The organism is Paenibacillus sp. LS1, assembly GCF_026013365.1.
Taxonomy (GTDB): Bacteria; Bacillota; Bacilli; order Paenibacillales; family Paenibacillaceae; genus Paenibacillus.
The window spans coordinates 16098-42444 of the sequence record NZ_JAPDOE010000020.1 but is presented as its reverse complement, the minus strand read 5'-3'; the positions used below and the strand labels follow the sequence as shown (position 1 = coordinate 42444).

The following is a 26347-nucleotide window of genomic DNA, read 5'->3' as shown; positions in this document are numbered from 1 at the left end:
GGATTGTATATCCTATCCCTAATTAACCGATTCCCAATTCTCTTTCACGGATAATGGTTTTAGCACGAGCTATTTCTTTCCGCACATCACGGATGCGAGTCGGGTTATCCAGCTGACCGGTAGCTAATTGAAAGCGGAGGTTAAAGAGTTCTTCTTTAAATCCGGCAATCTTTTGCTCGATTTCAGCAGAGGTTAGGTTGCGAAATTCACTAGCTTTCATTTGCTTCACCACCCACTTCTTCACGTTTCACGAACTTCGTTTTGATTGGCAGTTTGTGAGCGGCAAGGCGCATTGCTTCGCGTGCAACATCCTCCGGTACACCAGCAAGTTCAAACATGATCTTACCAGGTTTCACTACTGCAACCCATTTTTCCACGTTACCTTTACCGCTACCCATCCGAACCTCGAGAGGCTTTTGAGTAACTGGTTTGTCAGGGAAAATTTTGATCCAAACTTTACCGCCACGTTTGATATAACGTGTCATTGCAATACGAGCCGCTTCAATCTGACGGTTCGTAATCCAAGCCGGTTCCGTAGCTTGAAGACCATATTCGCCGAAGTTCAGAGTTGTTCCGCCTTTAGCTTGGCCTTTCATATGTCCACGTTGTTGCTTACGGTGTTTTACGCGTTTTGGTACCAACATGATTAGTTGCCTCCTTCCTTAGCTGCTTGTTTCTTAGCCGTAGGAAGAACCTCTCCACGATAGATCCATACTTTTACGCCGATAAGTCCGTAAGTAGTATGAGCCTCTGCTGTACCATAATCGATGTCAGCACGCAGTGTGTGCAGTGGAACAGTTCCTTCGCTGTAGCCTTCAGAACGTGCAATCTCAGCGCCGCCAAGACGTCCGCCTACTTGAGTTTTAATACCTTTTGCACCAGAGCGCATAGTTCTTTGAATTGCTTGTTTCAAAGCACGACGGAAAGAAACACGACGTTCCAATTGTTGTGCAATGCTTTCAGCTACAAGGATAGCGTCCAGATCTTGGTTCTTAATCTCAGAGATATTGATGTGTACTTTTTTACCGCCAGCAATTTTCGTAATTTGGTTACGAAGATTTTCAACTTCCGAACCACCCTTACCAATAACCATACCTGGTTTAGCAGTGTGAATCGTTACGTTTACGCGGTTAGCCGCTCTCTCAATTTCCACACGAGATAAAGCGGAGTCTTTCAATTTATTTTTCAGGAATTCACGAATTCTCACGTCTTCCATCAAAAGATCACCGAAGTCTTTGCCTGCATACCATTTAGATTCCCAGTCACGGATAATTCCGACACGGAGTCCGATTGGATTTACCTTTTGGCCCACACATTTCCCCTCCTTCTATTTCTCAGATACCACCAAAGTAATGTGGCTTGTACGTTTGTTAATACGACTTGCACGTCCCATTGCACGAGGGCGGAAACGTTTCATTGTCGGTCCTTGGTTCACGTAAGCTTGCGAGATAACCAAGTTATTAACATCCAAAGAATAGTTATGTTCCGCATTCGCAATAGCGGAGTTAAGCAACTTCTCAACGATTGGAGAAGCAGATTTCGGAGTGTGACGGAGAATGGCAACCGCCTCACCTACTTGCTTGCCGCGAATTAAGTCAACAACGAGTTGAACTTTACGAGGAGCAATCCGGATAAACTTAGCATGTGCTTTTGCTTCCATTGTGTAACCTCCTCTCAAACATTAAAGATGTTCATTTATCTTCTTGTTTTCTTATCATCATCAGTATGGCCTTTGTACGTACGGGTTGGAGCGAACTCACCCAGTTTGTGTCCGACCATGTCCTCAGTTACATACACTGGCACGTGTTTACGACCATCGTAAACGCCAAATGTGTGTCCGATGAATTGTGGGAAAATTGTAGAACGACGGGACCAGGTTTTGATTACATTCTTCTTACCCGAAGCTTCCATCTCTTCTACCTTTTTAAGCATGTAGCCATCAATGAATGGCCCTTTTTTCAAACTGCGACCCATGTGGAGATCCTCCCTTCAAACATAGCTATAATGCATCCGCAGATGCCTCACGAAGTTATGCACAGTGTGTATTACTTCGTGCGGCGGCGAATGATGTATTTATCAGAAGCTTTATTTTTCTTACGCGTTTTGTAACCAAGAGTAGGTTTACCCCATGGTGACATTGGCGATTTACGTCCGATTGGAGCACGACCTTCACCACCACCGTGTGGGTGATCGTTAGGGTTCATTACTACACCACGAACCTCAGGACGTTTACCCAACCAACGGCTACGACCGGCTTTACCGATTTTGATGAGCTCGTGGTCTTGGTTACCAACAGATCCGATTGTCGCGCGGCAAACTTTCAAAATACGACGAACTTCTCCGGAAGAGAGACGAACGGAAACGTATTTTTCTTCTTTACCAAGCAATTGAGCTTCTGTACCAGCAGCACGAACCAATTGTCCGCCTTTACCTGGTTTCAACTCGATGTTGTGGATAACGGTACCTACTGGAATGTTTTCGAGTGGCAGTGCGTTACCGATTTTGATGTCTGATTCAGGTCCAGAGAACACTTGATCTCCAACTTTCAAACCTTTAGGAGCGATGATGTAACGTTTCTCACCATCAGCATAGTGAATCAGAGCGATATTAGATGTACGGTTCGGGTCATACTCAATCGTAGCAACGCGGCCCGGTATTCCATCTTTAGTACGTTTGAAGTCGATGATACGGTATTTACGTTTGTGTCCACCACCATGGTGACGAACTGTAATTTTACCTTGGTTGTTGCGGCCTGCTTGTTTGCTCAACGGGGCCAACAACGATTTCTCCGGCTGATTTGTGGTGATTTCCTCAAATGTAGAAACGGACATGTTCCGTCTTGCCGGGGATGTTGGTTTATACTTTTTGATTGGCACTGGGTTTCCCTCCTTACTTCAAAAATTCAATTATACAGTTTCAAAGAACTCAAGCGTTTTGCTGTCTTTTGTCAGCGTTACAAACGCTTTTTTCCATTCGCTAGTATATCCGGAATAACGTCCGTACCGTTTTGGCTTAGCTGGAACACGAAGCGTGTTCACGTTTTTCACTTTTACATTGAAAATAGCTTCTACGGCTTTCTTGATCTCGGTTTTGTTTGCACGGATGTCGACTTCAAATACATATTTCAAGTCATTCATCATGTCAGCTGTACGTTCCGTAATAATCGGACGTTTTACAATATCACGAGGATCTTTCATTACGCGAGCACCTCCTCTACCTTCTGAACTGCTTCTTTCGTAATGATCAGTTTGTCGTGCGAAAGCACGTCAAGAACATTAATGCCGTCAGCAGCTACGAATTTCACGCCTGGAATATTCCGTGCGGAAAGAGCTACATTATCATCATAGCTAGGAGCTACGATCAAAGCTTTACGTCCCACTTTGAGGTTACTCAAGATGGCTGCAAATTCTTTAGTTTTAGGTGAGCTCAACGTGAGAGCGTCCAAAACGATAATGTCATTGTCAAGCACTTTAGATGAAAGGGCTGATTTAATCGCCAAGCGGCGAACTTTCTTAGGCAGTTTGTACGCATAGCTCCGTGGTGTTGGACCAAATACGATACCGCCGCCTTTCCATTGTGGCGAACGAATTGAACCTTGACGAGCGCGACCTGTACCTTTTTGTTTCCAAGGCTTACGTCCACCGCCACGTACTTCAGAACGTCCTTTTACTTTGTGGGTACCTTGACGAAGGGAAGCGCGTTGCATGAGAACTGCATCGTACAGAACGTGTTGGTTCGGTTCAATTCCGAAAACCGCATCGTTCAATTCAACTTCGCCTACTTGGCTACCATCTACATTGTAAACTGATACTTTTGGCATTTTGTGTTCCTCCTTTCTTCAGTGGTTATTTTTTCACTGTTTCTTTAACTTTAATGAGACTGTTTTTCGGTCCAGGAATGGAACCTTTCACGAGCAACACGTTACGCTCAGCGTCTACTTTAACTACTTCAAGACGTTGAATTGTAACCGTATCATGTCCCATGTGTCCTGGCAGGCGTTTGCCTTTAGGAACTCGGTTAGCTTGGATCGAACCCATTGAACCAGGGCCACGGTGATAACGCGAACCGTGTGACATAGGTCCAGTGCTTTGTCCCCAACGTTTGATAACGCCGGCAAAACCTTTACCTTTAGAAATACCCGTTACGTCAACGAATTCGCCTTCAGCGAAAATGTCAGCTTTCAGTTCTTGGCCAACTTCATATTCTGCGATGTTGATACCGCGAACTTCACGAACGTAGCGCTTAGGGGCAGTGTTCGCTTTTTTAGCGTGACCTGCTTCTGGCTTGTTAGCATTTTTTTCTTTCTTATCGGAGTAACCGATTTGAATCGCTTCGTAGCCATCATTCTCAATGTCTTTCTTTTGCAAAACAACACAAGGGCCTGCTTCGATAACCGTTACTGGAACTACGTTACCTTCAGGAGTAAATACTTGAGTCATTCCGAGTTTTTTTCCTAAGATTGCTTTCATGTTGACACCTCTTTTCCTTTATACATGGTCTTTGTTGTATCTTGTATTACAATTTAATTTCGATATCTACACCGGACGGCAGATCCAAGCGCATCAAGGCATCCACAGTTTGTGGAGTCGGGTTAACGATGTCGATCAAACGCTTATGTGTGCGTTGTTCGAATTGTTCCCGAGAATCCTTGTACTTGTGCACCGCACGAAGAATAGTAATGATTTGTTTTTCAGTAGGAAGCGGAATCGGACCGGATACACCTGCACCCGAACGTTTTGCTGTTTCAACAATTTTCTCCGCGGATTGATCAAGAATTCTGTGGTCGTAAGCTTTCAAACGAATACGAATTTTTTGCTTTGCCATTTTAGTCCCTCCTTCTATCGCCCAATTTTTTATCGGACATACTCCGTGAAAATTTTCTAGCCACTGCCCCATGGCAAAGGGGCCGGGTGTGCCAGTAACCTCTCACATCATCGCAACGTCACAGAACAACATTCATTATTATATAGAAAAGATGGGCGTATTGCAAGCATATTTAAAAAAAACATTTAAACTAATCTTTTCTGATGAAATGACTTCGTTTAGTGCAGTGTTCTCTTCAATATCCAGGCTGCCTTACCAATCCTTCTATTTTTGTAAATGATGTTCATTTCGTATGACGCAGGTTCCGAAACTTTACACATAATAAAAGAGTTCTTTATCCGATGTCGGATAAAGAACTCTTCCGAAGCTTCGTTACAGTACAATGTTACTCGTTCCAGTACACTGTTGCATATGCTTTATTCAGCGTTAAGCCGAATTATTTTTGGATCGATGCTACGGAACCGGCACCTACTGTACGTCCGCCTTCACGAATGGAGAACTTAGTTCCTTCTTCAATCGCGATTGGGGAGATCAGGGAAACAGTAACAGTGATGTTATCACCAGGCATTACCATTTCAGTACCTTCAGGCAAGTTGATGATGCCTGTTACGTCAGTTGTACGGAAGTAGAACTGTGGACGGTATCCAGTGAAGAAAGGCTTGTGACGGCCACCCTCTTCTTTAGTCAAAACGTAGATTTGTGCAGTGAATTCTGTGTGTGGCTTAACAGAACCCGGTTTCGCAAGTACTTGACCACGCTCGATTTGAGTACGGTCAACACCACGCAACAATGCACCGATGTTGTCGCCCGCTTGAGCGGAATCCAACAATTTACGGAACATTTCTACGCCCGTAACTACGGATTTTTTAGTTTCTTCAGTAATACCAACGATTTCGATCTCTTCGCCGACTTTAACAGTACCACGCTCTACACGGCCAGTAGCAACAGTACCACGACCAGTGATGGAGAATACGTCCTCGACAGGCATCAAGAAAGGCTTGTCAGTTTGACGCTCAGGCAATGGGATGTAAGTATCGATCTCTTTGAACATCTCAACGATTTTTTGAGCCCACTCACCATCAGGATTTTGCAGAGCTTCACGAGCGGATCCACGAGTGATTGGAGTATCGTCACCTGGGAACTCATATTCGTTAAGAAGGTCGCGAACTTCCATCTCAACCAATTCCAACAACTCTTCGTCTTCAACCATGTCGCATTTGTTCAAGAATACAACGATGTAAGGTACGCCTACTTGACGGGAGAGCAAGATATGCTCACGAGTTTGTGGCATTGGACCATCAGCTGCGGATACTACCAAGATAGCTCCGTCCATTTGTGCCGCGCCAGTGATCATGTTTTTAACATAGTCGGCGTGACCCGGGCAGTCTACGTGAGCGTAGTGACGAGTGTCAGTTTCGTACTCAACGTGTGATGTGGAGATTGTGATACCGCGCTCGCGCTCTTCTGGAGCTTTATCGATTTGATCGAATGCAATTGCTGCACCACCGTAAGTTTTGGACAATACAGTTGTGATTGCAGCAGTCAGTGTTGTTTTACCGTGATCGACGTGACCGATCGTACCGATGTTAACGTGGGGTTTATTACGTTCGTATTTAGCCTTTGCCATTTGAACGTGGCCTCCTTAAAATTATAATTTTATGTTTTCACTGAATGAAGTGCTCCGAAATGAATTCTTATGCACTTGCATCCAGTGTGAGAAAACTACTCGGTGCCTTTTGTTTTAGCAACGATTTCTTCAGCAATGCTCTTAGGAACTTCTTCATAGTGAGAGAGCTCCATGGAGAATACGCCGCGTCCTTGAGTACCGGAACGAAGAGTCGTAGAGTAACCAAACATTTCAGACAAAGGTACCTTAGCACGGATGATTTGAGCTCCACTACGGGAATCCATACCTTCGATGCGGCCACGACGGGAGTTCAACATACCCATTACGTCACCCATGTACTCTTCTGGAACTGTTACTTCTACTTTCATGATAGGCTCAAGCAGAACTGGTTTACACTTGTCTTTAGCCGCTTTAAGCGCCATAGATCCGGCAATTTTAAATGCCATCTCATTGGAATCGACATCATGGTAAGATCCGTCTACAATTGTAGCCTTAACGTCTACAAGCGGGAAGCCTGCAATAACGCCGTTTTTCATTTGCTCTTCAATCCCTGACAGTGCAGGTTGAATGTATTCTCTTGGAACCGAACCACCGACAACCTTACTTTCGAACTGGCTGCCTGTACCCGGCTCGAGAGGTTCGAATTCAACCCATACGTGACCGTATTGACCACGACCACCGGATTGACGTACGAATTTACCTTCAACGCGCGCTGGAGCACGGAATGTTTCACGGTAAGCTACTTGTGGTTTACCCACAGTAGTTTCAACCTTGAACTCACGACGCATACGGTCGATGATGATATCAAGGTGAAGCTCACCCATACCTGCCAAGATCGTTTGGCCTGTTTCTTCGTCAGTATGAGCACGAAGAGTTGGATCCTCTTCAGTCAACTTACCGAGAGCAACACCCAGTTTATCCTGGTCAGCTTTGGTTTTAGGTTCAACAGCGATTTCGATAACCGGATCAGGGAAGTTCATTGACTCCAAGATAACCGGATATTTCTCATCACATAGTGTATCACCTGTACCCGTATCTTTCAAACCTACGGCAGCTGCAATATCACCGGAGTAAACTACAGTAATTTCTTGACGACTGTTCGCATGCATTTGAAGGATACGACCGATACGCTCACGCTTGTTTTTAGTGGCATTCAATACATATGATCCGGATTGAAGAACACCGGAGTATACGCGGAAGAATGTCAATTTACCAACGTAAGGGTCTGTCATAATTTTGAATGCCAATGCGGAGAATGGCTCTTCATCGGATGACTTACGAATTGCTTCAGTTCCATCTTCAAGATGTCCCGTGATCGATGCAACATCTGTTGGAGCTGGCAAGTAGTCGATAACAGCATCCAACATCAGTTGAACACCTTTGTTACGGTATGAGGATCCACAGATAACCGGGAAGATCTTAACATCTACAACACCTTTACGGAGTACGGTTTTGATCTCATCAATTGTGATCTCTTCGCCTTCCAGGTATTTCATTGTCAAATCTTCGTCCAGTTCAGCAACGCGCTCAATCAGCTCGTTGCGAAGTTCTTCAACTTGATCTGCAAATTCTGCAGGAATTTCGACTTCTTCGATATCTTGTCCCAGGTCATCTTTGTACATATGAGCCTTTTGAGCAACGATATCGATGATGCCTTTGAAATCATTTTCAGCGCCGATTGGAAGTTGAATCGCAACAGCGTTCGCTTGAAGGCGATCACGCATGTCAGATACAACGTTCAGGAAGTCAGCACCGATGATATCCATTTTGTTTACATATGCGATACGAGGTACGCCGTACTTGTCAGCCTGTCTCCATACGGTTTCGGACTGAGGCTCAACGCCTTCTTTCGCACTGAATACACCAACTGCTCCGTCCAATACACGAAGGGAACGTTCAACTTCAACAGTGAAGTCAACGTGTCCCGGGGTATCAATAATATTAACGCGGTGGCCCTTCCAAGCAGCGGTAGTAGCAGCGGAAGTAATCGTAATTCCGCGCTCCTGCTCTTGTTCCATCCAGTCCATTGTCGCAGCGCCTTCGTGAACTTCACCGATTTTGTGCGTACGTCCTGTGTAGAACAAGATCCGCTCAGTTGTAGTGGTTTTACCCGCATCAATATGAGCCATGATCCCGATATTACGTGTATTTTTCAAGGAGAACTCTCTAGCCATGAAATGGGTCTCCCTTCAAAATTGAAGTTTTTTTATTGTGAACTGAATCCTACCAACGGTAGTGAGCAAACGCTTTGTTCGCTTCAGCCATTTTGTGCGTATCTTCACGTTTTTTAACGGAAGCGCCTGTGTTGTTGGAAGCGTCGATGATCTCAGCCGCCAAACGCTCTTCCATTGTTTTCTCACCGCGGTTGCGGGAGTAGTTCACGAGCCAACGTAATCCCAGAGCAGTACGTCTCTCTGGTTTCACCTCGATTGGTACTTGGTAGTTGGCACCGCCGACACGGCGAGCTTTAACTTCCAGGACTGGCATGATGTTCTTGATTGCTGCTTCAAATACTTCCATAGGGTCATTACCCGTACGTTCTTGAATCAACTTGAACGCATTATACAGAATGCTTTGAGCAACACCGCGTTTTCCGCCGATCATGATGCGGTTGATTAAACGAGTAACCAACTTGCTGTTATACAATGGATCAGGCAGAACGTCTCTTTTCGTAACTGGACCTTTGCGTGGCATGGATATCCCCCTTTCTTTCTTGTTCAGCAGATCCTGTACCTTCCAGACTTAGACCAGAAGGCTTTCAGGCTAACTGCTTATAATAGTTTAGGCTTTTTTAGCTTTTGGACGTTTAGCACCGTATTTCGAACGAGCTTGCATACGGTTGTTCACGCCTGCAGTATCGAGAGCTCCACGAACGATGTGATAACGAACTCCTGCAAGGTCTTTAACTTTACCTCCGCGGATCAATACCACACTGTGTTCTTGAAGGTTATGTCCGATTCCCGGGATATAAGCAGTAACCTCGAGACGGTTCGTCAAACGAACACGGGCATACTTACGAAGTGCAGAGTTTGGTTTACGTGGAGTCATTGTACCTACACGAGTGCAGACACCACGTTTTTGTGGGGCACTGATGTTAGTAGATTCACGTTTCAAAGCGTTGAATCCTTTTTGCAAAGCTGGAGATTTTGACTTCTCAACTTTTGCTTGACGTCCTTTACGAACCAGTTGGTTAATAGTTGGCATGTGATTGCCACCCCCTTCCTCAAATATTCATGTTTCTTTATAAACCTCTTTCGCTAAGTCCACAGACCCAGGCGGTTCATAAAAAGACAAATGAAAAGTTTTTGCCTTGGAGAATCCTTAAAAGTTCTCGGACAAAAACGTTCCTTACTCTATGATTTTACGACAGCAGCCATAGCTGCTCCTACTCCAATCCCGCAAGCCTTGCCGAGATTTTTCATTGTATCCACTTTCGTGCATTTCACATTGTGTTGTTCACACAAAGCAATGATTTTGGAAGTAAGCTGCGGATCACTATCTTCTGCGACATAGACTTCAGAAGCCATACCTGTCTGCACCATCCGCATGGTCTGTTTGGAACCAATTTTGACATGAGCATCTTGTAAGGCTTTTTCATTAGACATTGTGCATTCCTCCGAATAGAACCAAGTACAATCAGCTGCCCACGCACCTTTGATATATTAGCATCTAGCGCAAGCATTGTCAATGCTAATCCTAAAACATTTTTTTTAAAAGTTTACGTACATCAGGATCCGTCCGTCTGTATCATACAAACGTCCGTCTCCTGAGGCACAAAACTTTCAATCTCCTCTAAATAAGGAGCAATCTATTTAATCAACCGAAACTGGCTCAAGTTCTTCTACTGAAGATTGGCCATCTTCTGGCTCAGCAAATTTGATGCTGCGGTAACGGTGCATACCTGTACCAGCAGGAATCAATTTACCGATGATTACATTTTCCTTCAGACCGAGCAACTGATCGACTTTACCTTTGATCGCTGCATCTGTCAATACACGTGTAGTTTCTTGGAACGAAGCCGCCGAGAGGAAGGAGTCTGTTTCCAGGGATGCTTTCGTAATACCGAGCAGGATTGGTTTTGCAACCGCCGGCTCTTTATCACTAAGAATCGCAATTTTGTTAGCTCTTTCGTACTCATGCATATCCACGAACGATCCTGGCAACAGCGTTGTATCTCCTGCATCTACGATACGGATTTTACGCAGCATTTGACGGATCATAACTTCAACGTGCTTATCGTTAATTTCTACGCCTTGGTTACGATATACGCGTTGTACTTCCTGCAGAATGTAGTTTTGTACACCACGTATGCCTTTAATCCGCAGCATCTCTTTTGGATCGATGGAACCGTCTGTCAACTCGTCACCCGCTTCAACTTCCGCGCCTTCGCTTACGCGCACACGGGAACCGTAGGTAACGGCGTATACTTTGGATTCCGCTTCACCTTGAATTTCGATTTCACGACGATCTTTCGCTTCGCGAATCTCTTTAACCACACCATCGATTTCACTGATCGTTGCTTGACCCTTAGGATTACGAGCTTCAAACAACTCCTGGATACGTGGCAAACCTTGCGTAATATCGTCTCCGGCTACACCACCGGTGTGGAATGTACGCATTGTAAGCTGTGTTCCTGGCTCACCAATGGACTGTGCTGCGATAATACCAACCGCTTCACCAATCTCCACGTGTTTACCAGTCGCCAGGTTGCGACCGTAACACTTCTTGCAGACACCATGACTAGCACGGCAGCTGAGTACGGAGCGGATTTGCAATTTGGTGATGCCTGCTTCGATGATCGCTTCTGCTTTGTCGGAGTCAATCAATTCATTGCGACCTACAATGATTTCTTTCGTTTCCGGATGACGAAGAGTCTCGAAACAGTATCTGCCTTCAATACGGTCATAGAGATCTTCAATAACCTCTTTACCATCTTGGATACGACTTACCGTAAAGCCTTTATCTGTACCACAATCATCATCACGCACGATAACGTCTTGGGCTACATCTACGAGACGACGAGTCAGGTAACCTGAATCGGCTGTACGTAGGGCTGTATCCGCCAAACCTTTACGCGCTCCGTGAGTCGAGATAAAGTACTCGAGTACTGTCAGGCCTTCACGGAAGTTCGATTTGATTGGGAGTTCGATAATTCGACCGGATGGGTTGGCCATCAGACCACGCATACCGCCCAATTGGGTGATTTGCGATTTGTTACCCCGTGCTTTGGAGTCTACCATCATCATGATCGAGTTGTATCGATCCATGGACTTCATCAGAATCTCAGTGATGTCATCTTTGGATTTCGACCAGATATCAATGATACGGTCATAGCGCTCTTCATTCGTAATCAGACCACGACGGTACTGATTCGTAACGATTTGTGCTTTTTCCTCAGACTGTCTAAGAATTTCAAACTTCTCAGGCGGAACGATAACATCAGATACCGCAACCGTAATACCGGCACGAGTAGAGTATGTGAATCCAAGTTGTTTGATTTTATCCAAAATAACGGCTGTTTCCGTTGTGTGATAGATTTCAAAACAACGTGCAATGATGGAGCCGAGGTATTCTTTACCAACACCGCCAGCCAGAGGAGCATTCATAATAGCTTCTCTAAGATCAGCACCTTTTTCATATACAAATGAGTGATCTGCAGTACCTTGGTATAGGTTCGAACGAGTCGCATCATTGATATAAGGGAAGCTTGCCGGGAAAATTTCATTAAAGATAATTTTACCAACAGTTGTCAGCAACATTCCTTCTTGCTGTTCTTCCGTGAAGCTTGTTTTACCAAGCGCCTTAACCGGAATTGCAACACGCGCATGCAGACCAGCACTACCACGTTGGTATGCCGATACAGCTTCGTTAACTGTACGCAAGATCATACCTGTGCCCTTTTCTTCCTTGTTGTCCATAGTGAGGTAGTAGGAACCAAGCACCATATCCTGGGAAGGAGTAACAACCGGTTTACCGTCTTTCGGGTTCAAAATGTTACCTGATGCGAGCATCAGGATACGCGCTTCCGCTTGAGCTTCAGCGGACAATGGAACGTGCACGGCCATTTGGTCACCGTCAAAGTCGGCATTGTATGCCGTACATACGAGCGGGTGAAGACGAATTGCTTTACCTTCAACAAGAATCGGTTCAAATGCTTGAATACCGAGTCTGTGAAGCGTAGGGGCACGGTTCAACAGAACCGGATGCTCCTTGATTACTTCTTCAAGAACATCCCATACTTCAGGACTTACACGCTCAACTTTACGTTTCGCGCTCTTGATGTTGTGGGCAAGCCCTTTATTTACAAGCTCTTTCATAACGAAAGGCTTGAACAATTCAAGTGCCATATCTTTTGGAAGACCACACTGATACATTTTCAGGTAAGGTCCGACAACGATAACGGAACGACCAGAATAGTCAACCCGTTTACCGAGCAAGTTCTGACGGAAACGTCCTTGTTTACCTTTCAGCATGTGGCTGAGAGATTTCAAAGGACGGTTACCAGGACCCGTTACCGGGCGTCCGCGACGACCATTATCGATCAATGCGTCAACAGCTTCCTGCAACATCCGTTTTTCATTTTGCACGATAATATCTGGCGCGCCCAGATCAAGCAGACGTTTCAGACGGTTATTCCGGTTAATTACACGGCGATACAAGTCATTCAGGTCAGACGTTGCAAAACGTCCACCATCCAGCTGTACCATTGGACGAAGTTCCGGCGGGATAACAGGAAGTACATCCATGATCATCCACTCTGGCTTATTGCCGGAGTTGCGGAATGCTTCGATAACTTCCAGACGTTTAATCGCACGATTACGACGTTGTCCTTGTGCAGTGCGGAGCTCTTCCTTCAGGAATTCAAGCTCTTTATCCACATCAAGATCTTGAAGCAGTTTTTTAACCGCTTCTGCGCCCATGCCAGCCTGGAAACCATATCCGTATTTTTCACGGTAGCTGCGATATTCTTTCTCGGACAACAGCTGTTTTTTCTCCAGTGGAGTTTCTCCTGGATCAGTTACAACATATGATGCAAAATAAATAATCTCTTCGAGTGATCTTGGAGACATATCCAGCGCAAGACCCATACGGCTCGGAATACCTTTGAAGTACCAGATATGCGATACCGGAGCAGCGAGCTCAATATGGCCCATCCGTTCGCGGCGTACTTTCGCACGTGTTACTTCAACGCCACAACGATCACAGACAACGCCTTTATAACGGACGCGTTTGTATTTACCGCAATGACATTCCCAGTCTTTTGTAGGGCCAAAAATCTTTTCGCAGAACAGCCCTTCCTTTTCCGGTTTCAACGTACGATAGTTGATCGTTTCCGGTTTTTTCACTTCTCCGCGGGACCAAGAACGAATTTTCTCTGGGGAAGCAAGCCCGATCTTCATGTATTCGAAATTGTTGACGTCCAACAAGGAGCAACCCTCCTTAACCAATTCCTGTATTCTAGGTTACGCCCTCTCCGGCCGAAGCCGGAGCAAGACGCGAGCCTGATGAAAAACGCCGGTCATCATGCGCTCGAAGCGGTTTATTCCGCTCCGACCTCTGTACCCTCAAGGTTGAGGCTGAGCTTATCGCTCGCAGCGTCATCTTCATCGTCCATTTCTCTCATTTCAATCTCTTGCTCATCTTCACTCAAAATCTTAACGTCCATACCCAAGCTTTGCAGCTCTTTGATCAATACTTTGAATGACTCAGGAACGCCTGGTTCCGGAACATTTTCGCCTTTGACGATGGATTCATACGTTTTAACCCGACCAACAACATCATCGGATTTAACAGTCAAGATTTCTTGCAGTGTATAAGCAGCACCGTATGCCTCAAGCGCCCATACTTCCATCTCCCCGAAACGCTGTCCACCGAATTGGGCTTTACCACCCAATGGTTGTTGCGTAACAAGTGAGTAAGGACCTGTGGAACGGGCATGGATTTTATCATCAACCATGTGTGCCAGTTTGATCATGTGCATGACACCTACGGTAACTTCACGTTCAAACTCTTCACCTGTACGACCATCATACAGGACGGTCTTACCATTACGTTGCATTCCTGCTTCTTCCATCGTATCGAAGACATCATACTCCTTCGCTCCGTCGAATACAGGCGTTGCTACGTGAATACCCAGTTGCATCGCCGCCATACCCAAGTGAACCTCGAGTACTTGACCGATATTCATCCGGGAAGGTACGCCCAGTGGGTTAAGAACGATCTGAACCGGTGTACCGTCTGGCAGGAAAGGCATATCTTCTTCCGGCAAGATGCGGGCCACGACCCCTTTGTTACCGTGACGTCCGGCCATTTTATCACCCTCGGAAATTTTCCGTTTTTGAGCGATATATACACGAACGAGTTGGTTAACACCTGGAGGCAGCTCATCACCGTTTTCACGAGTAAATACTTTCACGTCTACTACGATACCGTCAGTACCATGTGGTACACGCAAGGAAGTATCACGTACTTCACGTGCTTTCTCACCGAAGATCGCATGCAGGAGACGTTCTTCTGCAGTCAACTCTGTTACACCCTTAGGTGTTACTTTACCAACCAGAATGTCGCCAGCGCTAATCTCAGCACCGATGCGGATAATACCGCGCTCATCCAAGTTACGCAACGCTTCTTCCCCAACGTTAGGGATGTCACGCGTGATCTCTTCAGGTCCGAGCTTGGTATCACGTGCTTCCGACTCATACTCCTCGATATGGATGGATGTGTATACATCTTCCTTAACGAGTTTTTCACTGAGCAAGATCGCATCCTCGTAGTTGTAACCTTCCCAAGTCATGAAGGCAACAACGACGTTACGTCCCAGAGCCAATTCACCCATTTCCGTTGAAGGACCATCAGCGAGGATATCGCCAGCTTTGACAGAGGCACCTCTTTTGACAATCGGACGCTGGTTAATGCATGTTCCTTGGTTCGAACGCATAAATTTGTGTAATTTATATTTAACGATATCGCCTTTAACTTCCTGACCGTCCACTTCTTCAACACGACGGACCCAAATCTCATTCGCAGAAGAACGTTCGATAATTCCGTCATAATCGGAGACAATACATACACCAGAATCTTTTGCAGCTTTGTGCTCCATACCTGTTCCTACAAGTGGTGCTTTAGGAATCAAGAGCGGAACCGCCTGCCGCTGCATGTTTGATCCCATGAGTGCACGGTTGGAGTCATCGTTCTCAAGGAACGGGATCAGCGCTGTAGCGACGGATACAACCTGTTTAGGAGATACGTCCATGTAGTCAACTCGCTCACTCGGCATCGTAAGGATGTTATCCGACTGTTTGTTGTAACGTACAATGATCGCTTCTTCTTCAAATGTACCGTCTTCGTTCAACTTCGCATTCGCTTGTGCGATGACATAGTTGTCCTCTTCGTCCGCTGTCAGGTAATCAATTTGCTCAGTTACAATACCTGTCTTCGGATCAACCCAACGATATGGGGCTTCAATGAAGCCATATTCATTTACACGGGCGAATGTAGACAAGGAGTTGATCAAACCGATGTTTGGTCCCTCTGGAGTCTCGATTGGACACATCCGGCCATAGTGGGATGGATGGACGTCACGCACTTCCATACCTGCACGCTCACGCGTCAAACCACCGGGTCCGAGTGCGGACAAACGACGTTTATGCGTCAACTCACCGAGTGGGTTCGTTTGATCCATAAACTGTGACAATTGGGAGCTACCAAAGAACTCTTTAATCGATGCAATAACAGGACGGATGTTGATCAATGCCTGTGGTGTAATTACATTAGCATCCTGAATGGACATTCTCTCACGAACCACACGCTCCATACGGGACAAACCGATACGGAACTGGTTCTGCAGAAGTTCACCCACCGAACGCAAACGACGGTTACCCAGATGGTCAATATCATCCGTGCTACCAATTCCTTGCAGAAGGTTAAGGAAATAACTGATGGACGAAATGATATCCGCCGGCGTCACGTTTTTAACGGACTTGTCAATGATTCCATTGGCAATCAGTTTGACTACTTTACCATCTTCTGTTGGTGAAAATACATCGATCGTTTGCATAGGAACATCATTAGCATCCAAAACACCGTTACCCACGTGATACGTGCGGAAACCAACGCTTTTCTCAAGATACGGCATGATTTCATCCAACAAGCGACGATCCACCATTTGACCTGCTTCAGCAATGATTTCACCTGTTTCAGCGTCAACAAGTGATTCAGCCAAACGCTGATTGAACAAACGGTTTTTGATGTGAAGCTTTTTGTTCATTTTGTAACGACCTACATTAGCCAGGTCATAACGTTTTGGATCAAAGAAACGCGCTACGAGCAAGCTTTTCGCGTTATCAAGCGTTGGCGGCTCGCCCGGACGAAGACGCTCATAGATTTCAATGAGTGCTTTCTCCGTGGAGTCCGTGTTGTCTTTGTCCAGTGTATTGCGGATATATTCGTCATTACCGAGCAGATCCAGAATCTCAGCATCTGTGCCAAAACCAAGTGAACGCAGGAGAACCGTAACCGGTATTTTACGTGTACGGTCGATCCGGACGTAAACAACATCCTTCGCGTCCATCTCCAGTTCCAGCCAAGCGCCGCGGTTAGGAATAACTGTAGCGGTATACGTTTTTTTGGCGTTTTTATCTACTTTGGTACTGAAGTAAACGCTAGGAGAGCGAACCAACTGGCTGACAATAACCCGTTCCGCACCATTAATAATAAATGTGCCCGTGTTGGTCATCAGCGGGAAATCTCCCATGAATACTTCCTGCTCTTTGACTTCGCCGGTTTCCTTATTAATGAGCCGGACTTTAACCCGAAGCGGTGCTGCATACGTAACGTCACGCTCTTTCGCGTCGTCTACTGTATACTTCGGTTCACCGAGACTGTAATCAATAAATTCCAAAATCAAGTTACCTGTAAAATCCTGGATCGGCGAGATATCCTGGAACATTTCGCGCAACCCTTCCTCCAAAAACCAATCATAGGATTTTTGTTGGATTTCAATCAGGTTCGGAACTTCGAGTATCTCGTTAATTCGTGCATAACTGCGCCGAGTGCGTCGACCATATTGAACAAGATGTCCTGCCAACTTAAACTCACCCCTCAATGTCTACTCACTTTAAAAATTTCGTTGCGAACCTCTGTTTGTAACCTTATAATGGTACACATACAGAGCAAAGCAATGCATCCACAAATAAAGAAAAGCCCTTACTCGAAATGTCGTTCGAAAAAAGAGCAACTTTGATCGGCGGATGTCTTTCCAAATCATTCTTATCCCCAGTTTGCCCAAAATGTACATATTATACGCCAAACGTAGGCATAATAAGCCCGTTCGGCGTAAAAAAAGGTTGACATTTTTAGTTAGCTAAAGCCAAGTAGGGCATCTTAATACTGACATTTTACAATAATACCACGGCCTGAATTTCAAGTCAATAGTCCTATTGCAAAAAAAATGATCCCCTGCTTACTTTACAAACTGGGATTTAGCCTTTAGTAGATGCTCTTCCGCTTTCACCGCTTTAAAAATCCGATAGCCTTTATCCTTCGTCACTTCTTCCACTCGTCCAAACAAAGATTCCAATTTCGCTTTCGCAGATGGGGCACCTTGCTTCTTCTGAATGACAATCCATAACGAACCGCCTACCTTCAAATGACGATGAGCCTGTTCGAAAATAGCATGAACCGTTTCTTTCCCAGCCCGTATAGGCGGATTGGTAAGTACAACGTCAAAATCTTGCTTTTTTACTTCAGCCAGTAGATTACTTTGTAATACCGTGACATTGTTGATTCCGTTCGCTTTTGCATTTTCCCTGGAAAGTTCAACGGCTCTCTCGTTGATATCGATCATCGTGACATGTCCATCCGGTACAAGTTTGGCCGCTGTAAGGCCCATCGGGCCATACCCACAACCCACATCGAGAACATGAGCTCCTGATGGTAACTCTATCGCATCAATCAATACTCTGCTGCCATAATCGATTCCGTTTTTGGAAAATACACCGGCGTCCGTCACGAGTCGCAGACTGAATCCGCGAAGAACTGCTTCAGTTGCTTTGCGATCATGTGCTACTTGCGGTTTGTCCGAATAATAATGATTGGACACATCCTCACTCACTTTCCATTTACAATTACAGCAACAAACCCCTTGATATAAGTCAAGGGGTTTGTTGTTTTGTTCATTTAGCTTGTAAAAGCTAAATTATTTAACTTCAACTGAAGCGCCTGCTTCTTCAAGCTTAGCTTTAACCGCTTCTGCTTCTTCTTTAGCAACTTTTTCTTTCAAAGCTTTTGGAGCGTTGTCAACCAGTTCTTTTGCTTCTTTCAGGCCAAGACCTGTGATTTCGCGAACTGCTTTGATAACGTTGATTTTGGAAGCACCAGCGCTAGTCAAGATTACGTCGAACTCGGATTGCTCAGCTTCAGCAGAAGCTACTGCACCTGCAGCAGCTACTGGAGCTGCAGCAGTTACGCCGAATTCTTCTTCGATTGCTTTAACAAGATCGTTCAATTCCAGTACAGTCATGCCTTTGATTGCTTCCAAGATTTGCTCTTTACTCATGAGTGAACCTCCATATATAATATTATTTTTTTTAATTCATTTGCCACCTAAGCAGCATTTAGATCAAGTTGCTTACGCGCCTTGTTCTTCTTTTTCTGCAACTGCTTTAACCGCAAGCGCGAAGTTGCGCACTGGCGCTTGAAGCACGCTGAGGAGCATGGAGAGGAGTCCATCGCGGGATGGCAGTTCTGCCAACGCCTTAACTTCTTCTACTCCGATTACGCGACCTTCTACGACTGCACCTTTCAATTCCAGTGCATCGTTCTTTTTCGCGAAGTCGTTCAGAATTTTAGCTGGAGCCACAACGTCATCTACGCTGAATGCAATTGCAGTAGGACCTGTAAGAACACTATCGAGTTCTGTCAGTTCTGCTGCTGCAGCTGCACGGCGAAGCAACGAGTTTTTCAGCACTTGGAATTCGATCCCTGCTTCACGAAGTTGCTTACGCAACTCAGTTACTTGGGCAACGTTCAATCCGCGATAGTCAACTACAACAGTTGTAACGCTCTCGCGCAATTTTGCTGTTACTGCATCAACGGACTCTTGTTTTGCTTGAATCACTTTTGCGTTTGCCAATCTGTACACCTCCTGATCAAATTTATCCCATTAAGAAAAGCCTCCGTAGAATCACGAAGGCTTGATATATACTCATCATCGATTTGCATCGTTCTAAGTTCTATAATCACACCTCGGCAGGAAATTAAGCCAATTGGCACCTACTGTCTACGGCAAGCATATTCAAATGTCAACGGTCAGTCACTCGGACTCACAACTTTTATATCTTATCAAAACAGGACAAGCCTGTCAAGATTTATTATCTAAAAGCTGCTGCGTTCACGCGTGCGCCAGGGCCCATCGTGGAAGAAAGACTAACATTCTTCAGATAAACACCTTTTGCTGCCGCTGGTTTAGCACGATTCAGAGCTTCCATGAGAGCTTTAAAATTCTCATTCAGTTGCTCAGAAGAGAAAGATGCTTTACCAATCGGTGCATGAATTTGACCTGCACGATCCAGACGATATTCGATTTTACCGGCTTTAATTTCTTGAACAGCCTTAGTTACATCGAAAGTTACCGTTCCGGCTTTAGGGTTAGGCATCAGACCTTTACCGCCGAGCAGTCGGCCCAATTTACCTACTTCACTCATCATATCTGGTGTCGCTACGCAGACGTCGAATTCGAACCAGCCTTGTTGGATTTTGTTGATCATGTCTGCATCACCAACATAGTCCGCGCCAGCCGCTTCCGCTTCTTTCGCTTTGTCACCTTTTGCAAATACCAATACGCGTTGTGTTTTACCTGTGCCGTGTGGCAAGACAACAACACCACGTACAGCCTGGTCTTGCTTACGAGGGTCTACACCCAAACGAACTGCCGCTTCGATTGTTTCATCGAATTTTGCAGTAGCTGCCTTTTTCACAAGCTCTACAGCTTCTGAAGGCTCGTAAGTTGCTTCGCTGTCAATCAGTTTAGCAGCTTCCAGGTATTTTTTACCGTGTTTAGCCATGTTTTATTCCTCCTTTGTGGTTTTAGCGGATATACCTCCCACATCAACCGGTCGCGAATCGACCGGTTTTACGAAGCCATGTTTCAGATGAAAATTAGTCTTCGATGGTGATACCCATGCTGCGGGCAGTACCTTCGACCATACGCATAGCGGACTCAACGTCTGCTGCATTCAGGTCAGGCATTTTTTGTTCTGCGATTTGACGAACCGCATCACGTTTAACAGTAGCAACTTTTTTCTTATTCGGTTCGCCGGATCCTTTTTCAACTTTAGCTGCCACTTTCAACAGAACTGCTGCTGGTGGAGTTTTAGTGATGAAAGTAAAGGAACGGTCTTCGAATACAGAAATCTCAACTGGAATAATCAATCCCGCTTGATCAGCTGTACGAGCGTTGAATTCTTTACAGAATGCCATGATGTTGACACCTGCTTGACCCAAAGCCGGACCTACTGGTGGTGCTGGATTCGCTTTACCTGCTGGAATCTGCAGTTTTACCATTTTAATTACCTTTTTTGCCATGATTGACACCTCCTTGCAAAATAGTGGTTAACGGGCCTTCCAGCCCTCCCACAAGAAACTTGAAGAAACTATATCTTCTCCACTTGTGTATATTCCAACTCAAGCGGTGTTTCCCGTCCAAACATGTTCACGTGCACTTTCAACTTGCTTTTGTCTACCAAAATTTCTTCCACGGAGCCTACAAAATTCGCAAAAGGACCGACTTTAATACGTACGGACTCCTTAAGATCGAACTCAATTTTCGGCTTAGGTTCAACCATACCCATGTGCTTCAGAATTTGTTCCACTTCTTCAGGCAACAAAGCAGTAGGTTTGGACCCAGAACCTGTCGAACCGACAAATCCTGTAACCCCTGGTGTGTTGCGAACAACATACCAAGAATCATCCGTCTGTACCATTTCCACCAAGACATAACCGGGGTAAACTTTACGCATAACGGTTTTTTTCTTACCGTCCTTGTTTACCACTTCTTCTTCCATTGGAACAAGAACGCGGAATATCTTGTCTTCCATGCCCATAGACTCTACGCGTTTTTCCAAATTGGCTTTGACCTTGTTCTCATACCCTGAATAGGTATGAACGACGTACCATCTTTTTTCCATATCAAGCCACCGGAACCCTTCTTAAATAATCGCTTCGATCACAAAGGAGATGCCAATGTCAATGACCCAAAAAAACAGCGTCATAACCACAACAGTACCAAGTACGATCAATGTGTAGTTGGTCAGCTCTTTACGATTAGGCCAGCGAACTTTTTTAAGTTCAGCCCAGCTTTCTGAGAAAAAGGAAATCAGAGATTTGAAACTTCGTTTCACGCCGACACCTCCAAAAACTATCTGGTTTCGCGATGAGAAGTCTGCTCGTTACAAAACTTGCAAAATTTCTTCATCTCCATGCGGTCGGGGTGATTACGCTTGTTTTTTGTCGTAGTGTAATTTCTTTGTTTGCAGTTAGTACAAGCCAAAGTAATAATTACCCGCATGATGTACACCTCCCGAAGACTTCCACATTCAAGCAGAGTCTCTAAATTGATCCTGAAAAAAAGCCATAAATTTAGGCCTACCTAAAACACTTTATCACAAGGGTATAACCATGTCAATGAAAGAATAGCCTTTCATTCATTGGGTATTACTTCCGTACAACGTACATTCGTTTCACATCTCTGTTTTTCTCTTCTCCTGCATGGACCGAGCGATTACTAGTATAAACATTCTTTGATTTTATAAACTTGAGACACTAAAAAAAGACTCAAACTCCGAGCCTTTTCCGTCAACGACAACATGTGTTTAATTATCTCGAACTTCCAGGTACTTTTCAAGCTTGCGCTTGACGCGCTGTAGTGCATTATCAATGGACTTCACATGCCTGTCCAAATCTACTGCAATCTCTTGATAAGATCTCCCGTCCAGATACAACATCAATACTTTACGTTCCAGATCGCTCAGAATCTCGGACATTTTATCTTCCAGGCCCACAAACTCTTCCTGATTGATGATAAGTTCTTCCGGATCACTGACCTGGGTTCCACAAATCACATCGAGTAACGTACGATCAGACTCTTCGTCATAAATAGGCTTGTCCAGAGATACATAAGAATTAAGCGGAATATGTTTCTGACGTGTTGCTGTCTTAATCGCCGTGATGATCTGTCTTGTAATACACAGTTCGGCAAAAGCCTTGAACGAAGCCAGCTTGTCCCCTTTGAAATCTCGAATGGATTTGTAGAGGCCAATCATTCCTTCTTGAATAATATCTTCCCGGTCTGCCCCAATCAGAAAATAAGATCTTGCCTTGGCGCGTACAAAGTTACGATATTTGTTAATTAAAAACTCTAACGCTTCGCTTTCGCCTTCACGGAAAGCTTCGACAATGTCTTCGTCACTTTGGTAATCATACTTGGATAACATGATATCTTTGAGGTCGACACTCACAGACAATCCCTCCGGCTGCAACGCAAGGTACCCCGTTACTCTACTCTATGAAATATAGGATCAGTATATATGATGGCACCTCACACCGTCAACCACGCTCTGCCTAAAAAAGAACATCAATAACATAAATGTCAAGACTTTCAATATTCTAAATATTGTAAAAAGCAGGTTACTATTCCCGCCGCCATCGCTCAAACTCTTTCAATACATCGGGACTCAACTTGCCTCCGAGTGTATTACGTGTTGTCTTCGCTTGATCTTCTTCCAGTCGTTTCTTTAATTCTTTTTCGTTCTGCTCGACTTCAATCAGCAATTCCCTTGCAGATATGCGTAGCGCTCCCTGTCCGAATATGACATGTTGCTCTACCATATCGCTCGTAGCCACATAGATTTGGCGTCTTCGCATGCTTAGTTCCCGAACGAGTCTCTCAATGCATTCGTCTGCCGTCTCTTTTTCCTTTGTAAAATAAATCTGTACTTTGCTCTGTGTAAAGGATTTACCGAGTCCAGGCACGAGGTAGGCGTCAAACACAACAATGACCCGCCGGCCGGAGAACGCCTGATAGTCAGCAAGCCGAAAGAGAAGCCTGTTACGCGCCTCTTCGAGCCCACTTTCCGCCAGTCTGGTTAACTCCGGCCAGTCACCAATCATGTTGTACCCGTCTACAAGAAGCACATCACGGGAATCAGCCATACCTTCTATTCCTGCACTTGACGCGAGCGGAGCACTTCATACATGACAACACCCGCTGCCACGGAAGCATTCAGGGAATTAATCTGACCTTGCATCGGTAATTTGATCAGTACATCGCATTTTTCACGAATGAGTCGTCCCATTCCCTTGTTTTCATTGCCGATTACCAATGCTACAGGGCCTGTAAAGACTCCGTTACCAAAGACACCTTCATGAGCAGTGACATCTGTCCCTACAACCCACACACCTTCTTCTTTAAGGCGATCGATAGTCTGGCCGAGATTACTTACACGAGCCACTGGTACGTATTCCACCGCACCTGCTGACGTTTTGGATACCGTCACTGTTACCGCTGCTGAGCGACGTTTGGGTACAATGACACCATGCGCACCCGTGCAGTCTGCTGTCCGCAAAATCGACCCCAGGTTATGAGGATCTTCAATCTCATCCAGCAGGATCAGGAAAGGATGCTCATTCTTCGCTTTCGCTGCGGCAAGAATATCTTCTACCTCCACATAAGCGTAAGGTGCCGCTTGTGCGACTACCCCTTGATGCTGAACGCCTGGTACCGTTTGGTCCAACTTACGCTTGTCCACGTGTTGAATGACAATACCGAGTTTTTTAGCTTCCGAGATAATAGGTTGAGTCAGATGTTTCTGTGCTGTATCGGCAATCCATATTTTATTAATGGTCCGGCCTGAACGCAGCGCCTCCGTTACGGAGTGTTTACCGGCGATCCATTCTTCTTCCATCGTTGTTCGATCCTCTCTGTAATGCGTTGTTTTGTTGAAATTTCTATTTTTTTGTCGGTGCTGGCGATTGTTGTTCCGCTTGCTCAATGCCAAGCCCAATCAGTTCAATCATGCGATCATGTGAACCACTGCTGTAGAGGTAACCAATGAGACATTCAAAAGCCGTAGCATGTCTGTACTCCAGAACATCTGCATTTTTGGGGATACTGCCCGACTTGGCATTCCGCCCTTGCCGGACGACATCCCGTTCTTCTTCTGTCAGTGCAGCCTCAATCGTTGCAAGTATGCGGCTCTGTGCCTTCGCTGATACCAATCCGGTTGCACTACGGTGCAAATGATTGGGACGCATGTTGGCCTTCGACAACAGATATTGACGAACAGCCACCTCATATACCGCATCACCAATATAGGCCAGCGCAATAGGAGGAATCAACCTCGCAGGTCTGGAAGGGGGATATGGGAACCATCCTCCCTCTGTGGCCTGCTCCTGCTGTTTTGGTGTATTTGAATGTCCTTCGCTCATTTGCGCCGCCATCTCATGCCCTGCGCCGTATCCTCAAGCAGGATGCCACGTGCAGACAATTCATCGCGGATTTCATCCGCTCTTGCCCAGTTTTTGGACTTGCGCGCTTCTACACGTTCTTCAATCAGACGCTCTACTTCTTCATCCAAAAGTTCTGGCTCTGCGTCAGTATAGATGCGCAGCACCGCATTCAGTTCATTGAATAATTCGAGTAGTGCACGAATGTCAGCAGCATTGACTACTTCTTGCTGCAACAATTGGTTGGCTTCCCCTGCCCATTCAAACATAGCTGTAATTGCATCAGGTGTATTGAAATCGTCCTGCATCTTCTCGTGATACTGCTGACGAATTTGGTCGAGTCTTGCCACAAACTCTGCTGAAATACCCTGATCTACAGTCACCGAATTCAGACGATGGTTCAGGTTACCTACCGCATTCGCAATCCGGTCCACACTGTTCTGTGCCTGCTCCATCGTATCATCCGTAAAGTTCAATGGATTACGATAGTGGGTAGACAACATGAAATAACGAATCGCTTCGCGTTTATATTGATTCCGCAAGTCTTTAACAAGAACACCATTGCCGAGCGATTTCGACATTTTCTCGTTATCGATTCGAATAAAACCATTATGCATCCAGTAGTTGGCAAGCGGTTTGCCTGTTAACACCTCGGATTGGGCGCATTCGCATTCATGGTGTGGGAACTGCAGATCCTGTCCGCCCCCGTGTATGTCCAGTGTATCCCCAAGATACTCCCGAGCCATGGCGGAGCACTCAATATGCCATCCTGGTCGACCATCACCCCAAGGACTGGACCAGTAGATCTCACCTGGTTTAGCTGCCTTCCAGAGCACGAAATCTTCGGGATGCTCTTTACGCTCGTCCACGCCTACACGGATTCCGAATTGCAACTCCTGCAGGTTTTGTTTCGAGAGTTTGCCGTATTCGCTGAATTTGCCTGTGCGATAATAGACGTCACCGCCATTTTCATATGCAAATCCCTTTTCAACCAACTCACGGATAAAATCAATAATGAGCGGCATGTTCTCTGTAACTCGTGGATTGCTACTTGCCTTCGGAATACCCAGTCCTTCAAGGTCTTCATAATAGGCCGCAATAAACTTCTCCGCGACATGAGGGACGTCTGTTCCAAGTTGTTCTGCTTTGCGGATCAGCTTGTCGTCGACATCCGTGAAGTTCACCACATAGTTCACTTCATGTCCTGTCTGTTCCAGGTACCCGCGAACCGTGTCGAAAAAGATAACCGGGCGTGCATTCCCGATATGAATGTAGTCATATACCGTAGGTCCGCACACATACATTTTCACCTTCCCTGGCTCTTGGGGAACAAAATCCTCTTTTGTACGACTCATCGTATTATAAATTTGAAGCGTCATGGTCACTTATCCTTTC

Annotated in this window: 30 protein-coding genes and 1 other annotated feature; all 30 genes read right to left on the bottom strand. The window is 45.5% G+C overall.

The genetic code is table 11. From position 1 onward, the window contains the following. Positions 1 to 22 precede the first annotated feature (22 nt). A complete protein-coding gene (rpmC, locus tag OM416_RS30510; RefSeq protein WP_017692083.1) occupies positions 23 to 220 on the bottom strand; it encodes a 50S ribosomal protein L29 in 198 nt (65 codons plus the stop codon). Next, on the bottom strand, positions 210 to 644 hold the full coding sequence (gene rplP / locus OM416_RS30505) for a 50S ribosomal protein L16 (RefSeq protein ID WP_169483046.1): 435 nt from the start codon (positions 642 to 644) through the stop codon (positions 210 to 212). Before rplP ends, rpmC begins: the two co-directional genes overlap by 11 nt. Before the next feature lie 2 nt (positions 645 to 646). Beyond that, entirely contained in the window at positions 647 to 1312 is a 666-nt protein-coding gene (rpsC, locus tag OM416_RS30500) for a 30S ribosomal protein S3 (RefSeq protein WP_264935706.1), read from the bottom strand. A 15-nt stretch (positions 1313 to 1327) separates the two neighbouring features. Continuing rightward, entirely contained in the window at positions 1328 to 1660 is a 333-nt protein-coding gene (gene rplV, locus OM416_RS30495; RefSeq protein ID WP_024633583.1) for a 50S ribosomal protein L22, read from the bottom strand. A 35-nt stretch (positions 1661 to 1695) separates the two neighbouring features. After that, positions 1696 to 1974, bottom strand: a complete 279-nt coding sequence (gene rpsS / locus OM416_RS30490; RefSeq protein ID WP_062836183.1) for a 30S ribosomal protein S19 — start codon at positions 1972 to 1974, stop codon at positions 1696 to 1698. Between the two features lie 71 nt (positions 1975 to 2045). Beyond that, the gene (rplB, locus tag OM416_RS30485) at positions 2046 to 2876 is read right to left on the bottom strand and encodes a 50S ribosomal protein L2 (RefSeq protein ID WP_017692078.1); all 831 of its coding nucleotides are present in this window, start codon (positions 2874 to 2876) and stop codon (positions 2046 to 2048) included. Positions 2877 to 2906: 30 nt separating this feature from the next. Next, complete coding sequence (rplW, locus tag OM416_RS30480; RefSeq protein ID WP_017692077.1) at positions 2907 to 3197, bottom strand: 50S ribosomal protein L23; 291 nt, start codon at positions 3195 to 3197, stop codon at positions 2907 to 2909. Beyond that, positions 3197 to 3820: a 50S ribosomal protein L4 gene (rplD, locus tag OM416_RS30475; protein WP_169483045.1), complete on the bottom strand. Its 624-nt coding sequence runs from the start codon at positions 3818 to 3820 to the stop codon at positions 3197 to 3199. Before rplD ends, rplW begins: the two co-directional genes overlap by 1 nt. Positions 3821 to 3845: 25 nt before the next feature. Beyond that, positions 3846 to 4469: a 50S ribosomal protein L3 gene (rplC, locus tag OM416_RS30470; protein ID WP_024633587.1), complete on the bottom strand. Its 624-nt coding sequence runs from the start codon at positions 4467 to 4469 to the stop codon at positions 3846 to 3848. A gap of 46 nt (positions 4470 to 4515) precedes the next feature. Further along, positions 4516 to 4824, bottom strand: a complete 309-nt coding sequence (gene rpsJ / locus OM416_RS30465; RefSeq protein ID WP_017692074.1) for a 30S ribosomal protein S10 — start codon at positions 4822 to 4824, stop codon at positions 4516 to 4518. A 436-nt stretch (positions 4825 to 5260) separates the two neighbouring features. Continuing rightward, positions 5261 to 6451 carry an elongation factor Tu gene (tuf, locus tag OM416_RS30460; RefSeq protein ID WP_024633588.1) on the bottom strand — a complete coding sequence of 397 codons (1191 nt, stop codon included), beginning with the start codon at positions 6449 to 6451 and terminating at the stop codon, positions 5261 to 5263. A gap of 95 nt (positions 6452 to 6546) precedes the next feature. Next, positions 6547 to 8625: an elongation factor G gene (gene fusA / locus OM416_RS30455; protein WP_169483043.1), complete on the bottom strand. Its 2079-nt coding sequence runs from the start codon at positions 8623 to 8625 to the stop codon at positions 6547 to 6549. Between the two features lie 49 nt (positions 8626 to 8674). Next, positions 8675 to 9145, bottom strand: a complete 471-nt coding sequence (rpsG, locus tag OM416_RS30450; protein WP_017692071.1) for a 30S ribosomal protein S7 — start codon at positions 9143 to 9145, stop codon at positions 8675 to 8677. Between the two features lie 87 nt (positions 9146 to 9232). After that, positions 9233 to 9655: a 30S ribosomal protein S12 gene (gene rpsL / locus OM416_RS30445; protein WP_017692070.1), complete on the bottom strand. Its 423-nt coding sequence runs from the start codon at positions 9653 to 9655 to the stop codon at positions 9233 to 9235. Between the two features lie 149 nt (positions 9656 to 9804). Further along, complete coding sequence (locus tag OM416_RS30440) at positions 9805 to 10056, bottom strand: ribosomal L7Ae/L30e/S12e/Gadd45 family protein (protein ID WP_169483042.1); 252 nt, start codon at positions 10054 to 10056, stop codon at positions 9805 to 9807. Between the two features lie 207 nt (positions 10057 to 10263). Further along, complete coding sequence (rpoC, locus tag OM416_RS30435; RefSeq protein WP_264935664.1) at positions 10264 to 13878, bottom strand: DNA-directed RNA polymerase subunit beta'; 3615 nt, start codon at positions 13876 to 13878, stop codon at positions 10264 to 10266. A gap of 113 nt (positions 13879 to 13991) precedes the next feature. Then, the gene (gene rpoB / locus OM416_RS30430) at positions 13992 to 17537 is read right to left on the bottom strand and encodes a DNA-directed RNA polymerase subunit beta (protein WP_264935662.1); all 3546 of its coding nucleotides are present in this window, start codon (positions 17535 to 17537) and stop codon (positions 13992 to 13994) included. 375 nt (positions 17538 to 17912) lie between these two features. Next, complete coding sequence (locus OM416_RS30425; protein WP_264935661.1) at positions 17913 to 18551, bottom strand: class I SAM-dependent methyltransferase; 639 nt, start codon at positions 18549 to 18551, stop codon at positions 17913 to 17915. Positions 18552 to 18647: 96 nt separating this feature from the next. Then, a complete protein-coding gene (gene rplL, locus OM416_RS30420; RefSeq protein ID WP_017692065.1) occupies positions 18648 to 19007 on the bottom strand; it encodes a 50S ribosomal protein L7/L12 in 360 nt (119 codons plus the stop codon). 72 nt (positions 19008 to 19079) lie between these two features. Continuing rightward, positions 19080 to 19583: a 50S ribosomal protein L10 gene (gene rplJ / locus OM416_RS30415; RefSeq protein ID WP_017692064.1), complete on the bottom strand. Its 504-nt coding sequence runs from the start codon at positions 19581 to 19583 to the stop codon at positions 19080 to 19082. A gap of 23 nt (positions 19584 to 19606) precedes the next feature. Continuing rightward, positions 19607 to 19754, bottom strand: a sequence feature (ribosomal protein L10 leader region). Positions 19755 to 19821: 67 nt separating this feature from the next. After that, positions 19822 to 20514 carry a 50S ribosomal protein L1 gene (rplA, locus tag OM416_RS30410; protein WP_017692063.1) on the bottom strand — a complete coding sequence of 231 codons (693 nt, stop codon included), beginning with the start codon at positions 20512 to 20514 and terminating at the stop codon, positions 19822 to 19824. Positions 20515 to 20608: 94 nt separating this feature from the next. Beyond that, complete coding sequence (gene rplK / locus OM416_RS30405) at positions 20609 to 21034, bottom strand: 50S ribosomal protein L11 (RefSeq protein ID WP_056697655.1); 426 nt, start codon at positions 21032 to 21034, stop codon at positions 20609 to 20611. Positions 21035 to 21102: 68 nt separating this feature from the next. Next, complete coding sequence (gene nusG / locus OM416_RS30400) at positions 21103 to 21636, bottom strand: transcription termination/antitermination protein NusG (RefSeq protein WP_017692061.1); 534 nt, start codon at positions 21634 to 21636, stop codon at positions 21103 to 21105. Positions 21637 to 21657: 21 nt separating this feature from the next. After that, on the bottom strand, positions 21658 to 21849 hold the full coding sequence (gene secE / locus OM416_RS30395) for a preprotein translocase subunit SecE (protein WP_017692060.1): 192 nt from the start codon (positions 21847 to 21849) through the stop codon (positions 21658 to 21660). 17 nt (positions 21850 to 21866) lie between these two features. Then, positions 21867 to 22016, bottom strand: coding sequence for a 50S ribosomal protein L33 (gene rpmG / locus OM416_RS30390; RefSeq protein ID WP_072735843.1), 150 nt, complete (start codon positions 22014 to 22016; stop codon positions 21867 to 21869). 304 nt (positions 22017 to 22320) lie between these two features. Beyond that, positions 22321 to 22965, bottom strand: a complete 645-nt coding sequence (gene sigH, locus OM416_RS30385) for an RNA polymerase sporulation sigma factor SigH (RefSeq protein WP_017692059.1) — start codon at positions 22963 to 22965, stop codon at positions 22321 to 22323. Between the two features lie 172 nt (positions 22966 to 23137). Beyond that, positions 23138 to 23659 (bottom strand): NYN domain-containing protein, encoded by a 522-nt coding sequence (locus OM416_RS30380; protein WP_169483038.1) that lies wholly within the window; start codon positions 23657 to 23659, stop codon positions 23138 to 23140. A gap of 5 nt (positions 23660 to 23664) precedes the next feature. Further along, the gene (rlmB, locus tag OM416_RS30375) at positions 23665 to 24411 is read right to left on the bottom strand and encodes a 23S rRNA (guanosine(2251)-2'-O)-methyltransferase RlmB (RefSeq protein ID WP_264935660.1); all 747 of its coding nucleotides are present in this window, start codon (positions 24409 to 24411) and stop codon (positions 23665 to 23667) included. A gap of 43 nt (positions 24412 to 24454) precedes the next feature. Next, positions 24455 to 24934, bottom strand: a complete 480-nt coding sequence (locus OM416_RS30370; RefSeq protein ID WP_264935659.1) for a Mini-ribonuclease 3 — start codon at positions 24932 to 24934, stop codon at positions 24455 to 24457. Further along, positions 24931 to 26331 carry a cysteine--tRNA ligase gene (gene cysS, locus OM416_RS30365; protein ID WP_264935658.1) on the bottom strand — a complete coding sequence of 467 codons (1401 nt, stop codon included), beginning with the start codon at positions 26329 to 26331 and terminating at the stop codon, positions 24931 to 24933. The genes OM416_RS30370 and cysS overlap by 4 nt, the downstream gene beginning before the upstream one ends. Positions 26332 to 26347 lie beyond the last annotated feature (16 nt).